At 71.3% G+C, this 15,589-nt stretch carries 12 protein-coding genes; all 12 read left to right on the forward strand.

Annotation, left to right across the window (positions count from 1 at the left end; genetic code table 11):
• Positions 1-45 precede the first annotated feature (45 nt).
• Positions 46-789, forward strand: a complete 744-nt coding sequence (gene hisF, locus Csp2054_RS09970) for an imidazole glycerol phosphate synthase subunit HisF (protein ID WP_096899152.1) — start codon at positions 46-48, stop codon at positions 787-789.
• An 11-nt stretch (positions 790-800) separates the two neighbouring features.
• Positions 801-1,130: a phosphoribosyl-AMP cyclohydrolase gene (gene hisI / locus Csp2054_RS09975; protein WP_255252690.1), complete on the forward strand. Its 330-nt coding sequence runs from the start codon at positions 801-803 to the stop codon at positions 1,128-1,130.
• The gene (locus tag Csp2054_RS09980) at positions 1,127-2,677 is read left to right on the forward strand and encodes an anthranilate synthase component I (RefSeq protein ID WP_096899154.1); all 1,551 of its coding nucleotides are present in this window, start codon (positions 1,127-1,129) and stop codon (positions 2,675-2,677) included. Before hisI ends, Csp2054_RS09980 begins: the two co-directional genes overlap by 4 nt.
• A complete protein-coding gene (locus Csp2054_RS09985) occupies positions 2,674-3,357 on the forward strand; it encodes a Trp biosynthesis-associated membrane protein (protein WP_096899155.1) in 684 nt (227 codons plus the stop codon). The genes Csp2054_RS09980 and Csp2054_RS09985 overlap by 4 nt, the downstream gene beginning before the upstream one ends.
• Positions 3,344-3,583 (forward strand): DUF6704 family protein, encoded by a 240-nt coding sequence (locus tag Csp2054_RS09990; RefSeq protein WP_096899156.1) that lies wholly within the window; start codon positions 3,344-3,346, stop codon positions 3,581-3,583. The genes Csp2054_RS09985 and Csp2054_RS09990 overlap by 14 nt, the downstream gene beginning before the upstream one ends.
• 16 nt (positions 3,584-3,599) lie before the next feature.
• A complete protein-coding gene (gene trpC / locus Csp2054_RS09995; protein WP_096899176.1) occupies positions 3,600-4,382 on the forward strand; it encodes an indole-3-glycerol phosphate synthase TrpC in 783 nt (260 codons plus the stop codon).
• Positions 4,383-4,482: 100 nt separating this feature from the next.
• Positions 4,483-5,697: a tryptophan synthase subunit beta gene (gene trpB, locus Csp2054_RS10000; protein WP_096899157.1), complete on the forward strand. Its 1,215-nt coding sequence runs from the start codon at positions 4,483-4,485 to the stop codon at positions 5,695-5,697.
• Entirely contained in the window at positions 5,694-6,494 is an 801-nt protein-coding gene (gene trpA / locus Csp2054_RS10005; RefSeq protein WP_096899158.1) for a tryptophan synthase subunit alpha, read from the forward strand. Before trpB ends, trpA begins: the two co-directional genes overlap by 4 nt.
• A gap of 209 nt (positions 6,495-6,703) precedes the next feature.
• Entirely contained in the window at positions 6,704-7,684 is a 981-nt protein-coding gene (lgt, locus tag Csp2054_RS10010) for a prolipoprotein diacylglyceryl transferase (protein ID WP_096899159.1), read from the forward strand.
• Between the two features lie 275 nt (positions 7,685-7,959).
• Entirely contained in the window at positions 7,960-12,576 is a 4,617-nt protein-coding gene (gene gltB / locus Csp2054_RS10015; protein WP_411897150.1) for a glutamate synthase large subunit, read from the forward strand.
• 68 nt (positions 12,577-12,644) lie between these two features.
• A complete protein-coding gene (locus tag Csp2054_RS10020) occupies positions 12,645-14,102 on the forward strand; it encodes a glutamate synthase subunit beta (protein ID WP_096899160.1) in 1,458 nt (485 codons plus the stop codon).
• A gap of 157 nt (positions 14,103-14,259) precedes the next feature.
• Positions 14,260-15,589 (forward strand): pyruvate kinase (pyk, locus tag Csp2054_RS10025; RefSeq protein WP_096899161.1); only part of this gene is annotated, 1,330 nt, incomplete at its 3' end.

Genomic DNA, 15,589 nt, shown 5'->3' on the forward strand with positions numbered 1-15,589 from the left:
GGCGCTTCCGGAACGCCCGCTCGCGAGGGCGGTGTCGCGGTCCGTGTGATCCCGTGCCTCGACGTGCAGGGCGGCCGTGTCGTCAAGGGCGTGAACTTCCTGGACCTGCAGGACGCCGGCGACCCCGTCGAACTCGCTGCGCGGTACTACGAGCAGGGCGCCGACGAACTGACGTTCCTCGACGTCGGCGCGACGGTCGAGAACCGCGCGACGATGTACGACACGGTCACCCGGACGGCCGAGCAGGTCTTCATCCCGCTCACCGTCGGCGGCGGGGTCCGGAGCGTCGACGACGTCGCACGGTTGCAGCAGTGCGGTGCGGACAAGATCGGCGTGAACAGCGCCGCGATCGCCCGTCCAGAGCTCGTCGGTGAGATCGCCGACCGCTTCGGTGCGCAGGCCGTCGTGCTGTCGCTCGACGTCAAGCGCTCGGACCGGATGCCGTCCGGGTTCGTGGTCACCACGCACGGGGGTCGCACCGAGTCCGACCTCGACGCGCTCGCCTGGGCCCGCGAGGCCGTCGAACGCGGCGCGGGGGAGCTGCTCGTCAACTCCATCGACGCCGACGGCACGAAGAACGGGTTCGACCTCGAGCTCGTCGCGGCGGTGCGCGCGGTCGCGTCGGTCCCGGTCATCGCCTCGGGAGGCGCGGGTCGCCTCGACCACTTCGCCCCCGCCGTGCAGGCGGGTGCCGACGCGGTCCTCGCCGCGAGCGTCTTCCACCGGGGCGAGATGACGATCGGCGACGTCAAGGCGGCGCTGCGCGCCGCGGGCGAGCTCGTCCGCTGAAAGCCCACCGGGTGGCGGACGGGCTGCTCCCCGCGATCGTGCAGGAGGAGTCGTCGAAGGACGTCCTCATGCTCGGCTACATGGACCGGGAAGCCCTCCGCCGCACCCTGACCGAGGGCCGGGTGACCTTCTGGTCCCGCTCGCGGCAGGAGTACTGGCGCAAGGGTGACACGTCCGGACACGCGCAGTACGTGCGTGCCGCGGCGTTGGACTGCGACGACGACACCCTGCTCGTGACCGTGCAGCAGGTCGGCGCCGCGTGCCACACCGGCGCGCACTCCTGCTTCGACGTCGACCCGCTCGACCCCGTGACCGCGACGGCCCCGGAGGGTGACCGATGACCAGCACCACGACCACCGTCCACGACGCACCCCACACGACCACGCGTGACGAGTTCGACAGCCTGCTCACCGACCACCGGGTCGTGCCGGTCGTCCGGGCGCTCTTCGCCGACAGCGAGACCCCCGTCGGCGTCTACCGCAAGCTCGCCGACGGCCGACCGGGATCCTTCCTGCTCGAGTCCGCCGGACAGGGCGGCCTGTGGTCGCGCTGGTCGTTCGTGGGCGTCCGGAGCTTCGGCGTCCTCACCCAGGACGGCGACCGTGCGTCCTGGATCGACACCGGCATCCCGGCGTCCCGCGCGGTCGACTCGCTCGACGGGCCGCCGCTCGAGGTGCTCGCCCGGCTGCACGACCGCTGGGCCACCCCGCGGGTGCCCGGCACGCCACCCCTCGTGGGCGGCACCGTCGGGTTCATCGGGTGGGAGGCCGTCCGGCAGCTCGAACACCTGCCGAACGTCCCCGCCGCCGACTTCGACGTGCCCGGGCAGGCGTTGGCGTTCGTGTCGGAGCTGGCGGCGCTCGACCACCGCACCGGACTGGTCCTGCTGGTCGCGAGCGTGCTGAACGACGGCACGGACGACGCCGACACGATGTGGGCGGACGCGCAGGCCCGTCTCGACCGGATGCAGGGCGACCTCGTCCAGCCGACCGTGGCGACCGTCGCCGAGGCGTTCGACATCGCGGAGCCGACCCCGACGCACCGGTCCACCCCGGACGAGTACATGGCGGCGGTCGAGCGGTCGAAGGACTTCATCCGCGACGGCGACGTGTTCCAGGTCGTCATCTCGCAGCGGTTCGACCACGAGGTGACGGCGGACCCGCTCGACGTCTACCGGGTCCTGCGGACGCTCAACCCCAGCCCGTACATGTACTTCCTCGCCCTCCGCGACGTGCACGACGCCCCGTTCTGGATCGTCGGCGCGTCGCCCGAGGCGCTCGTGAAGGTGCAGTCCGGTCGGGCCATCACCCACCCGATCGCCGGGTCCCGTCCCCGTGGTGCGACGCCGGAGCAGGACGTCCGCTTCGGCGAGGACCTCCTCGAGGACCCCAAGGAGCGGGCCGAGCACCTGATGCTCGTCGACCTCGCCCGCAACGACCTGCAGAAGGTCTGCCAGCCCGGCACGGTCGCGGTCACCGAGTTCATGACGGTCGAGCGCTTCAGCCACATCATGCACCTGGTGTCGAGCGTCGAGGGTGCTGTCCGTCCCGACGCCTCGGCGATCGACGTGTTCCGCGCGACGTTCCCGGCCGGGACGCTGTCCGGGGCGCCGAAGCCGCGGGCCCTCGAGATCATCGACGAGCTGGAGCCCGCCAAGCGCGGCGCGTACGCCGGGGTCGTCGGGTACTTCGACTTCGCCGGGGACGCCGACCTCGCCATCGCGATCCGCACCGCCCTCATCCAGGACGGCGTCGCGCGGGTGCAGGCCGGCGCCGGACTCGTCGCGGACTCCGATCCGGAGACGGAGCACGTCGAGGCCGTCAACAAGGCGGCGGCGCCGCTGCGTGCGGTGGCGACGGCGAACCGCATGCGCGAGGTGCGTTCGTGACCCTCCGGCGCAGCCGGCCGCTGGTCATCGTGGCGGGCCTGCTCGTCGCGGGCATCGTGATGCTGTCGTGGACGCAGACCTGGTTCACGGTGCACCTGCGCACCGGCACGGCGGTCGTGTCCACCGTCACCGCCGACGGCTCGAAGACCGTGCCGCAGTACACGGCGCTCGCGATCGCCAGCCTGGCGCTCTTCCTGGCCATGACGATCGCCGGACGGGTCGTCCGCGTGGTCCTCGCCGTCGTCGAGGTCCTGCTCGGCGTCGCGGTGATCGTGACCGGCGTGAGCGCGTTGCGTGACCCGGTCGCCGCGGCGCGCACGGCGATCGGCACGGTGGCCGGCGTGAGCGACCTGGCCGGGGTGCGGCGGGTCGTCGCGAGCGTCGACGTCACGGCGTGGCCCGCGGTCGGGATCGTCGGCGGCGCCCTGGCGGTCGTGCTCGGCGTCGTCGTCCTCGTCGTGCAACGCGCCTGGCCGGGTCCGAGCCGCAAGTACGGGGCGGCGACCACGGGCGCCGCGGCCGATGCGAGCGCCGCCGTGACCACGCGCGACGCGATCACGGATTGGGACGACCTGTCCGCCGGCAGCGACCCGACCGCGGGCGACGACGCGGTAGGGTTGGAGGACGGCGATCGACCGACGACGCCGCAGCAGAACGAGGAGCACCGTGAGCAACACTGAGCCCGCAGAACTCGGCGAGGGCCACTCGCCGGCAGCCTGGACGGCAGTCGTCATCATGCTGATCGGCTTCGCGGCGGGCACGCTCTGCTTCTGGTTCGACCTGGCGGTCGGCGTGTGGATCTCCGCCGCCGTCGTGATCGTCGGACTCGTGGCCGGTGCCGTCATGTCGAAGGCCGGGTACGGCGTGAACGGCCCGAAGTTCGTCCCGAAGCACCACGAGGAGTAGTCCGACCGTGACGAACGTGCTCGAGACCCTCGTCGCGGGCGCGCTCGAGGACGCGGCCGCCCGACGTGCCGACCGACCCCTGGCCGACGTCGAACGCGACCTCGACCGGGTGGCCTCGCCGCTCGACGCGCTCGACTTCCTGGCACCGGGCGACGACGTCAAGATCCTGGCCGAGGTCAAGCGTGCCAGCCCGTCCCGCGGCTCGATGGCGCCGATCGCCGACCCCGCCGCCCTGGCTGCGGAGTACGAGCGCGGCGGCGCCTCCACCATCAGCGTCCTGACCGAGGGACGGAAGTTCCTCGGCAGTCTCGCCGACCTGCAGGCCGTCAAGGCCCGTGTGGGCGTGCCGGTGCTCCGCAAGGACTTCATCGCCGACCCGTACCAGGTCGTCGAGGCTCGGGCCGCCGGGGCCGACGTCGTGCTGCTCATCGTGGCCGCGCTGGAGCAGCAGCGGCTCGTGGAGCTGCACGAGCTCGCGGAGCAGCTCGGCATGCGCGTCCTGGTCGAGGCACACTCCGCGGACGAGGTCGCACGGGGTCTCGACGCCGGCGCGCGCATCCTCGGCGTCAACGCCCGCGACCTCACCGACTTCTCGCTCGACCGCGACCTCTTCGGCTCCCTCGCCGACCGCATCCCCGCCGGTGTGGTCCGTGTCGCCGAGTCCGCCGTCGCCGGTCCCGCCGACGTCGCCCACTACCGCGCTGCGGGGGCCGACGTCGTCCTGGTGGGGGAGGCGCTCGTGACGGGCGACGACCCCGCTGCCACCCTCGCGTCGTTCATCGCGGCAGCGCGCGCCTGACGTCGTCGCGCCGGTCCTGCCCGCACGGGTCGGAACGGCGGACGCCAGGCAGAACGACCCACCCGGTCCGGTTCGCCGGACCCGTCCCGGAAGGCACATCGTGACCTCACTCCGCGATCAGCACGGCCCGTACTTCGGCGACTTCGGCGGACGGTTCGTCCCCGAATCCCTCGTCCTCGCGCTCGACGAGCTCGAGGCGGCGTTCCGCGAGGCCTGGGCGGACCCGGCCTTCCGGCAGGAGCTCGACGCCCTGCAGCGCGACTACACCGGCCGTCCGTCGATCATCACCGAGGTACCGCGGTTCGCGAAGCACGCGGGCGGTGCCCGGGTCATCCTCAAGCGCGAGGACCTCAACCACACCGGCTCGCACAAGATCAACAACGTGCTCGGGCAGGCCCTCGTGGCGAAGCGGCTCGGCAAGACGCGACTCATCGCCGAGACCGGCGCCGGACAGCACGGTGTCGCGACCGCGACGGCCGCCGCCCTGTTCGGCATGGACTGCGTCGTCTACATGGGCGCGGTCGACACCGAGCGGCAGGCCCTCAACGTGGCCCGTATGCGGCTGCTGGGCGCCGAGGTGATCCCGGTGGAGACCGGCTCGCGCACCCTGAAGGACGCGATCAACGACGCGCTCCGCGACTGGGTGGCGAACGTCGACTCGACCCACTACCTGCTCGGTACCGTCGCGGGACCGCACCCGTTCCCGGAGATGGTGCGCGAGTTCCACAAGGTGATCGGGGACGAGGCCCGGCAGCAGGTGCTCGACCTGGTGGGCCGGCTCCCCGACGCGGTCGCGGCGTGCGTCGGCGGCGGGTCGAACGCGATGGGCATCTTCGACGCGTTCCTCGACGACGAGTCCGTGGCGCTGTACGGCTACGAGGCCGGTGGTGACGGGATCGAGACCGGGCGGCACGCCGCCAGCATCTCGCTCGGCCGGACCGGCGTGCTGCAGGGCACGAAGTCGTACCTGATGCAGGACGAGGACGGCCAGACCATCGAGAGCCACAGCATCTCGGCGGGCCTCGACTACCCGAGCGTCGGGCCGCAGCACGCGCACCTCGCGGCGATCGGCCGGGCGAAGTACGAGCCGATCACCGACACCGAGGCGATGGAGGCGTTCCGTCTGCTCAGCCGCACGGAGGGCATCCTGCCCGCGATCGAGTCCTCGCACGCCCTCGCCGGCGCCCTGAAGCTCGGCAAGGAGCTCGGGCCGGAGGGCGTCATCCTGGTGAACCTGTCCGGACGCGGCGACAAGGACGTGGCGTCCGCCAGCCGCTACTTCGGCATCCTCGACGAGAACGCGGTGCAGCTGTGACCACGAACACGAACACCTCCGTCGCGGCGACGATCGACGCCGCGAACCGCGACCGGGCCGGGGCCGTCGTCGGCTACCTGCCGGCGGGCTTCCCGGACCTCGACACGAGCGTCGACGCGGCGGTCGCCCTGGCCGAGAACGGCGTCGACGTCATCGAGCTCGGCCTGCCGTACTCCGACCCCGTCATGGACGGGCCCGTCATCCAGCGCGCGGCCGAGGAGAGCCTGGCGAACGGGTTCAAGGTGGCTCAGGTCTTCGACGCGGTCGACCGGATCACCAGCCGTGCCGACGTCCCCGTCCTCGTGATGACCTACTGGAACCCCGTGCTGCGGTACGGGGTGGACCGGTTCGCGGACGACCTCGTCGCCGCCGGTGCGTCCGGGCTCATCACGCCCGATCTCATCCCCGACGAGGCCTCGGCCTGGATCGACGCCTCCGAGCGCACCGGACTCGACCGCGTCTTCCTCGCCGCGCCGTCCTCCACCGAGACGCGCATGCGGCAGGCTGTGACCTCGAGCCGTGGCTTCGTCTACGCCGTCTCGACGATGGGCGTGACCGGCGCGCGTGCCGGCGTCGACTCGGCCGCACGATCCGTGGTCTCGCGGCTCCGGGACGCCGGCGTCGAGCGCACGTGCGTCGGCCTCGGCATCTCGACCGCCGACCAGGTCACCGAGGTCCTCGAGTACGCCGACGGCGCGATCGTCGGGTCCGCGTTCGTCCGCGCCCTGGCCGACCTCGGGGTGCGGGGCGTCGCGGACCGGGCAGCCGAGTTGACGGCCGGCGCGCAGCGCCGCTGAGGGGCGGCGCGCAGCGCCGGACACCGGACGGGAGGCCCGGATCACGTGACCGACGTCGGTCACGTGACCCGGGCCTCCCGTCGGTCGCGGGTCACGATTCCCACAGGTCCACCCGGACGGTCCTGCCCGGTCGGTCGTCCGCGCTACAGTGATCGGGGCCGATCCCACGTCGGCCAGGCAAGCACGCACCGAAAGGCGACCGCACCTCCATGCCCCTCCTGAGCATCCCGAGCCCGAGCACCGCCTGGCAGTACTTCGACCTGACGGACTGGCTGCGCAACGTGTTCGGGTGGTCGCTGCCGCTCGACTTCCGCATCCACGCGTACGCCATCTGCATCCTGATCGGCATCGTCGTCGCGGTGCTCATGGCGAACCACCGCCTGAACGCCCGCGGCGTCGAGCGTTGGATCATCATCGACATCGCCATCTGGGCCGTGCCCGCAGGCATCATCGGTGGGCGGCTCTTCCACGTGTTCACGCACGTCAGCGACTACTTCGGTCCCGGTCGCGACCCCCTCTCGTTCCTCTACATCTGGGAGGGCGGGCTCGCCATCTTCGGGGCGCTCATCCTCGGCTCGGTGGGCGCGTTCATCGGCTGCCGCCAGGTGGGGCTGCGGTTCACGACCTTCATCGACGCGATCGCTCCGGGCGTGCTCCTCGCGCAGGCCTTCGGCCGGTTCGGCAACTACTTCAACCACGAGCTCTTCGGCATGCCGACGAGCCTGCCGTGGGGCCTGCAGATCGAGTCGTCCAACGCCGCGTACCCGAAGGGGCTGCCGGAGGGCACGCTGTTCCACCCGACGTTCCTCTACGAGATCATCTGGAACGTCGCCGGCGTCATCGTGATCCTGTTCCTCGCCCGGAAGTTCACCCTGCAGTGGGGCAAGGTCATGGCCCTGTACCTCATCTGGTACGGCGCGGGACGCTCCGTGCTCGAGTCGATCCGCGTCGACACCAGCGAGACCTTCTTCGGCGTCCGCACCAACGTCTGGGCCGCCCTCGCCGCGATCGTGCTCGGGGTCGTCATCTTCATCGTGCAGTCCCGACGGCACACCGGCAAGGAGCCGTCGCCGTACCTGCCCGGTCGCGGGCCGGCCGCCCGTGCCGATGTAGACTCGGACGACACCTGGTCAGAACACGACGAGTCCACCGACACCGTCGTCGAGCCGGTCGGCACCACCCGGTCCTAGCGTCCCGCGCGACCGCCCGGGCGCCGACCACCCGCCCAACCGGAGCGCCCGGGACCACCCCTCCCGCGCGACCGGTCCGCCGAACGCACCTCCGCGGCGGGAGCCCCAGCCCCGCTGCCGCACCGACCGCCCGCCACGAACCGGGCTCGACACCACCCGTGCCGCCGGGGTGACCCGCCGGGGGCACGAACGGGCACCTGTCCCGCCCGTCCGGGCGGACGGCACCACCGGGCCACCGCTGTCCCTGTTCCACCACCTCGTGAGGACGGTTCCCCATGGCGCTCCAGCCACCCCAGTCCCAGCCCGCTCGGGCGCAGCACGCTGGTCTCCTGCCCCCGCACCGCCGGTTCTCGGCCGTGCCGGACGCGGCGGGCATGTACGACCCGGCGAACGAGAAGGACGCCTGCGGCCTCGCGATGGTCGCGACGCTGCGCGGTACGGCCGGGCACGACATCGTCGACGCGGCCCTCGGCGCGCTCCGCAACCTCGAGCACCGCGGAGCCGTCGGCTCCGACGCGGGCACCGGTGACGGCGCGGGCATCCTGTGCCAGGTGCCGGACGCCTTCCTGCGCGACGAGGTGCCGTTCGACCTGCCCGCCGCCGGGGCGTACGCCGTGGGGACGGCCTACCTGCCGACCGACGAGGACGACCGGCACCGGGTGCAGAACGTCATCGAGCGTCTGGCGCGCGAGGAGGGCCTCCGGGTCCTCGGCTGGCGCGAAGTGCCGGTGCGACCCGAGGTCCTCGGCACGCTGGCCCGCGCCGCCATGCCGGCGTTCGCCCAGCTCTTCGTCGCGTCGAACCGGCACGACGTGCACGGTGACGCCTGGAGCGGCATCGCGCTCGACCGGCAGGCGTTCCGGCTGCGCAAGCGCGCCGAGCACGACCTCGACGTCTACTTCATGTCGCTGTCGAGCCGCACGATGGTCTACAAGGGCATGGTCACGACGCTCCAGCTCGAGCCGTTCTACCCGGACCTCAGCGACGAGCGGTTCGCGTCCAAACTCGCGATCGTGCACTCGCGCTACTCGACGAACACGTTCCCGTCCTGGCCGCTGGCCCAGCCGTTCCGCACCCTCGCGCACAACGGCGAGATCAACACCGTCCGCGGCAACCGCAACTGGATGCGCGCCCGGCAGTCGCAGCTCGAGAGCGAGCTGCTCGGGGACATGGCACCCCTGCTCCCGGTGGTCAGCCCGGGCGCCAGCGACTCGGCGTCGTTCGACGAGGTGCTCGAACTGCTCACCCTGAGCGGCCGCTCGCTGCCGCACGCGGTGTCGATGATGGTGCCGGAGGCGTGGGAGAACCAGACCGCGATGGACCCGGACCTCCGGGCGTTCTACGAGTACCACTCGATGCTCATGGAGCCGTGGGACGGTCCGGCCGCCATCACCTTCACCGACGGCTCGCTCGTCGGCGCCACGCTCGACCGCAACGGCCTGCGACCGGGACGCTTCCTCGTCACCGACGACGGGCTCATCGTCATGGGGTCCGAGACGGGCGTCATCGACGTGCCCGCCGCCAAGGTGGTCCGGAAGGGCCGACTGCGGCCCGGACGGATGTTCCTGGTCGACACCGAGGCCGGTCGCATCATCGAGGACGACGAGGTCAAGCGGTCGCTGGCGGAGTCCGGCCCGTGGGGCGAGTGGCTCGAGGCCGGCCGGATCAACCTGTCCGACCTGCCGGAGCGCGAGCACATCGTGCACACCCCTGCCTCGGTCACCCGTCGCCAGCGCGCGTTCGGGTACACCGAGGAGGAGGTCCGCGTCCTCCTGCGTCCGATGGCCCAGACCGGTGCGGAGCCGCTCGGGGCGATGGGGTCGGACACCCCGATCGCCGTGCTGTCGCAGCGCCCCCGACTGCTGTTCGACTACTTCACCCAGCAGTTCGCGCAGGTGACGAACCCGCCGCTCGACTCGATCCGCGAGCAGGTCATCACCTCGATGGGGATGGGGCTCGGGCCGGAGCGGAACCTGCTCACGGCCGGGCCGGAGCACGCCAAGCAGATCGTCCTCGGGTTCCCGGTGATCGACAACGACGAGCTCGCGAAGATCCAGCACTTCGAGACCGGGTCGGGCCGGCACCTCACCGTCACGATCAAGGGCCTGTACCGGGTCGACGACGGCGAGGCGGCCATGGAGAAGCGCATCGACGCGGTGTGCGACGAGGTCGACGCGGCGATCGAGGCGGGCAAGCAGTTCATCGTGCTGTCCGACCGCGACGGCAACGCCGAGTACGCGCCGGTGCCGAGCCTCCTGCTGCTCGCCGCCGTGCACCACCACCTGATCCGCACCGAGCAGCGCATGAAGGTCGGCCTGATCGTCGAGGCCGGCGACGTGCGGGAGGTCCACCACGTCGCCACCCTGATCGGGTACGGCGCGTCGGCGATCAACCCGTACCTGGCCATGGAGACGTGCGAGAACCTCGTGCGCGCCGGCATGATCACCGGGATCACCCCGGAGCAGGCCGTCCGCAACGTCATCAAGGCGCTCGGCAAGGGCGTCCTGAAGATCATGTCCAAGATGGGCATCTCGACGGTGTCGAGCTACGCGGGCGCCCAGGCGTTCGAGGCCGTCGGCCTGTCGCAGGAGTTCGTCGACCGCTACTTCACCGGGACGTCGTCGGTCCTCGGCGGGGTCGGCATCGACGTCATCGCCGCCGAGAACGCCGAGCGCCACGCCCAGGCGTACCCGCTTGACGGCGCGGTGCTCTCCCACGAGCGTCTGCAGACCGGCGGGGAGTACCAGTGGCGCCGCGAGGGACCGCCGCACCTGTTCAACCCGGACACGGTGTTCCGGCTCCAGCACGCCACGCGTTCGCGTCGGTACGACATCTTCCGCGAGTACTCGAAGGCGGTCGACGACCAGTCCGAAGCGCTCATGACGCTCCGCGGGCTCTTCCGCTTCAAGGACGGCGTCCGTCGGCCGGTGCCCCTCGACGAGGTCGAGCCGATCGAGTCCATCGTCAAGCGGTTCAACACCGGTGCGATGTCCTACGGCTCCATCTCGAAGGAGGCGCACGAGACGCTCGCGATCGCGATGAACCGGCTCGGCGCCCGCTCGAACACGGGCGAGGGCGGCGAGGACGTCGAGCGTCTGCTCGACCCCGAGCGTCGGAGCGCGATCAAGCAGGTCGCATCCGGCCGGTTCGGCGTGACGAGCATGTACCTCACGCACGCGACCGACATCCAGCTCAAGATGGCGCAGGGTGCGAAGCCGGGCGAGGGCGGTCAGCTGCCGCCGCAGAAGGTGTACCCCTGGGTCGCACGCACCCGGCACGCCACCGCGGGCGTCGGCCTCATCTCGCCGCCGCCGCACCACGACATCTACTCGATCGAGGACCTCAAGCAGCTCATCTTCGACGTCAAGCGCGCCAACCCGTCGGCTCGCGTGCACGTGAAGCTGGTCAGCCAGTCCGGGATCGGTGCCGTGGCGGCCGGTGTGACGAAGGCCCTCGCCGACGTCGTGCTCGTGTCCGGCCACGACGGCGGCACGGGCGCGTCCCCGCTCAACTCGCTCAAGCACGCCGGCACGCCGTGGGAGATCGGTCTCGCCGAGACCCAGCAGACGCTCATGCTCAACGGCATGCGCGACCGCGTGGTGGTCCAGGTCGACGGGCAGATGAAGACCGGTCGCGACGTCGTCGTGGCCGCCCTGCTCGGTGCCGAGGAGTACGGCTTCGCGACCGCACCGCTCGTCGTCGAGGGCTGCATCCTCATGCGCGTGTGCCACCTCGACACCTGCCCGGTCGGCGTCGCGACGCAGAACCCCGAGCTCCGTGCGCGGTTCTCCGGGCAGGCCGACCACGTCGTGAACTTCTTCGAGTTCATCGCCCAGGAGGTCCGCGAGCTCCTCGCCGAGCTCGGCTTCCGCTCCCTGGACGAGGCGATCGGCCAGGCGGACGCGCTCGACGTCGACCGTGCCGTGGAGCACTGGAAGGCGTCCGGGCTCGACCTCGCGCCCGTGCTCCAGGGCCCGGCGTTCGCGCCCGACGAGCCGCGTCGGCACCACCGTGCGCAGGACCACGAGCTCGACGAGCACTTCGACGTCGACCTCATCCGTCAGACCGCTGACGTGCTCGAGAACGGCGGTTCGATCGCCCTCGACCTGCCGATCCGCAACACGGAGCGGGCCGTCGGGACGATGCTCGGGCACGAGGTCACCCTGCGGCACGGCGAGCACGGTCTGCCGGCCGGCTCGATCGACATCACGCTGCGCGGGTCGGCCGGGCAGTCGCTCGGTGCCTTCCTGCCTGCCGGTGTCACGCTGCGCCTGGTGGGCGACAGCAACGACTACGTCGGCAAGGGCCTGTCGGGTGGCGAGGTCATCGTCCGTCCGGACGACGAGGCCGCCTTCGACCCGTCCCGGAACGTCATCGCCGGCAACGTCATCGGCTACGGGGCGACCCAGGGCAGCATGTTCATCCGCGGGATCGTGGGGGAGCGCTTCCTGGTCCGCAACTCCGGTGCCACGGCCGTGGTCGAGGGCGTGGGCGACCACGCGCTCGAGTACATGACCGGTGGCCTGGCGCTGATCCTCGGCGAGACCGGGCGGAACCTCGGGGCCGGCATGTCCGGCGGCACGGCGTACGTGCGCGGCCTGCGGCGCGAGGACGTCAACCAGGACTCGCTCGCGAGCGGTGAACTGCGCCTCGAGGCGCTCGACAGCGCCGACGTCGAGATCGTCACCGACCTGCTCGAACGACACCGTGCCGAGACCGGCTCGACCGTGGCGGCCGAGCTGCTGGAGTCGGGCGACCTCGGCGACTTCGTGAAGGTGCTGCCGCGGGACTACGCGGCCGTCCTCGCGACCCGGCAGCAGGCCGTCGAGGAGGGTCTCGACCCAGACGGTGACATCGTCTGGAACCGCATCTTGGAGGCGACCAATGGCTGACCCGGCGCGGATGGTCGAACCGGCAGCACACACCAACGCAGCGCGCATCAACACCGTGGAGGCGACGAATGGCTGACCCGAAGGGCTTCTTGAAGGTGCAGGAGCGCGAGCTCCCGCAGCGCCGCCCCGTGCCCGTCCGGCTCATGGACTGGAAAGAGGTCTACGAGCAGCAGGAGTCCGGCGCTCTCAAGCGGCAGGCCGGTCGCTGCATGGACTGCGGCGTGCCGTTCTGCCACCAGGGCTGCCCGCTCGGCAACCTCATCCCGGAGTGGAACGACCTCACCTGGCGGGGCGAGGGCCGGCAGGCCATCGAGCGCCTCCACGCCACGAACAACTTCCCCGAGTTCACGGGTCGGCTCTGCCCGGCACCGTGTGAGGCGTCGTGCGTGCTCGGTATCAACCAGCCGCCGGTGACGATCAAGCAGGTCGAGGTGTCGATCATCGACGAGGCTTTCCAGAACGGGTGGGTCACGCCCCACCCGCCGGAGCGGCTGACCGGCAAGACCGTCGCGGTCGTCGGCTCGGGACCGGCCGGTCTCGCCGCCGCGCAGCAGCTGACCCGCGCCGGGCACACGGTCGCCGTCTACGAGCGCGACGACCGGATCGGCGGCCTGCTCCGCTACGGCATCCCGGACTTCAAGATGGAGAAGCGCCAGATCGACGCGCGTCTCGCCCAGATGCAGGCCGAGGGCACGCGCTTCCGGGCCGGCGTCGAGATCGGTCGCGACATCACGTGGGACGACCTGAAGTCCCGCTACGACGCCGTCGTGGTCGCCACGGGCGCGATGGTCCCGCGCGACCTGCCGATCCCGGGGCGTGACCTCGCCGGCGTGCACTTCGCGATGGACTACCTCGTCCAGCAGAACAAGACGAACGCCGGCACGCAGGTCGACAACCAGACCACCGCCGAGGGCAAGCACGTCGTCGTCATCGGTGGCGGCGACACCGGCGCCGACTGCATCGGGACGGCGCACCGGCAGGGTGCACTGAGCGTGACGAACCTCGCGATCGGCAAGCAGCCGCCGCTGGAGCGTCCCTCCGAGCAGCCCTGGCCGATGTTCCCGACCGTGTTCGAGGTCACCAGCGCCCACGAGGAGGGCGGCGAGCGGCACTACCTGGCGTCGACGGTCGAGTTCCTCGGCAACGAAGCGGGCGAGGTCCGCGCGCTCCGTGTCGCGGAGACCGAGTACCTCGACGGCCGCCGGGTCCCGAAGGCCGGGACCGAGCGCGAGATCCCCGCCGACCTGGTGCTCATCGCGATGGGCTTCACCGGACCCGAGACCGACACCATCGAGCCGCAGCTCGGACTGCCCACCACGCCGTCCGGTGCGCTGGCCCGTGGTGCGGACTACGCCACCAACGAGCCCGGCGTCTTCGTGGCCGGCGACGCCGGACGGGGGCAGTCGCTCATCGTCTGGGCGATCGCCGAGGGACGCGCCGCGGCCGCCAAGGTCGACGAGTACCTCGAGGGCTCGACCATCCTGCCGGCGCCGGTGAAGGCGACCGACCGTGCGATCAGCGTCTGAGACGACGACGGTGCACGACGTGAACGACTCCGGAACGCGCGGCAGCCGATGAGCGGGAGGCCACCGGCACTCGGTAGGGTGCTGGTGGCCTCGCTTCGTTCCGCGCGGCCCCACAGCGCGGAAACACCAAGCACCATCCACCACACGAAGGAATCCATTGAGACGCGCAAAGATCGTTTCGACGCTCGGACCGGCAACGTCGGAGTACGAGACCGTCAAGGAGATCATCGAGGCGGGCGTCGACGTCGCCCGGCTCAACCTCAGCCACGGTGACTACAGCGTGCACGAGGCCAACTACGAGAACGTCCGCCGTGCCGCCGAGGAGCTCGGCAAGCCGGTCGCGATCCTCGTGGACCTCCAGGGCCCGAAGATCCGCCTGGCGAAGTTCGCGGACGGTCCGCACGACCTCGCCGTCGGCGACGTGTTCACCATCACCACCGAGGACGTCCCGGGCTCGAAGGAGATCTGCGGGACGACGTTCAAGGGCCTCCCGCAGGACGTCAAGCCCGGCGACCCGCTGCTCATCGACGACGGCCGGGTCCGCCTGCGCGTGCTCGACACCGACGGCGTCCGGGTCCGCACCGAGGTGGTCGTCGCCGGTACGGTGTCGAACAACAAGGGCATCAACCTGCCCGGTGTCGCCGTCAACGTCCCGGCGCTGAGCGAGAAGGACGAGGCGGACCTCCGCTGGGCGATCCGCCAGGGCGCCGACCTCATCGCGCTGTCGTTCGTCCGCAACGCCAAGGACGTCGAGCGCGCGCACGAGATCATGGACGAGGAGGGCAAGCGCCTCCCGATCATCGCCAAGGTCGAGAAGCCGCAGGCCGTCGACGCGCTCGAGGAGATCATCGACGCGTTCGACAGCATCATGGTGGCGCGTGGCGACCTCGGCGTCGAGCTCCCGCTCGAGGCCGTCCCGATCGTGCAGAAGCGGGCCGTCGAGCTGTCCCGCCGCATGGCCAAGCCGGTCATCGTCGCCACGCAGATGCTGGAGTCGATGATCTCGTCGCCGATCCCGACCCGCGCCGAGACCTCCGACGTCGCGAACGCGGTGCTCGACGGTGCGGACGCGGTCATGCTCTCCGGCGAGACCAGCGTCGGCGAGTACCCGGTGCAGACCGTCCGGACGATGGCCCGCATCGTCGAGTCGACCGAGGACCACGGCCTGGAGCGCATCGCCCCGCTCGGCACGAAGCCGCGCACCCTCGGCGGTGCGATCACCCTCGCGGCGGTCGAGATCGCGGAGTTCACCGAGGCGTCGTACCTCTGCGTCTTCACCGAGTCCGGCGACTCCGCCCGACGCATGTCGCGCCTCCGCCACGGCCTGCCGATCATCGCCTTCACCCCGAACGAGGCCACGCGCCGTCGGATGGCGCTCACCTGGGGCGTGCGTTCGTTCCTCGTGGAGCGGAAGACGCACACCGACGAGCTGTTCTCGCAGGTCGACGACGTCCTCATCGCGAACGGTCTGGCCGTCCCGGGCGACC

Origin of the sequence: Curtobacterium sp. 'Ferrero' (genome assembly GCF_002412165.1) — a bacterium.
In the GTDB taxonomy this organism is placed as follows: Bacteria; Actinomycetota; Actinomycetes; order Actinomycetales; family Microbacteriaceae; genus Curtobacterium.

Coding starts and splice junctions, on each gene's coding strand:
- gltB (WP_411897150.1), top strand. CDS start 7,960: ATGGCGCTCCAGCCACCCCAGTCCCAGCCCGCTCGGGCGCAGCACGCT.
- Csp2054_RS10020 (WP_096899160.1), top strand. CDS start 12,645: ATGGCTGACCCGAAGGGCTTCTTGAAGGTGCAGGAGCGCGAGCTCCCG.
- Csp2054_RS09980 (WP_096899154.1), top strand. CDS start 1,127: ATGACCAGCACCACGACCACCGTCCACGACGCACCCCACACGACCACG.
- lgt (WP_096899159.1), top strand. CDS start 6,704: ATGCCCCTCCTGAGCATCCCGAGCCCGAGCACCGCCTGGCAGTACTTC.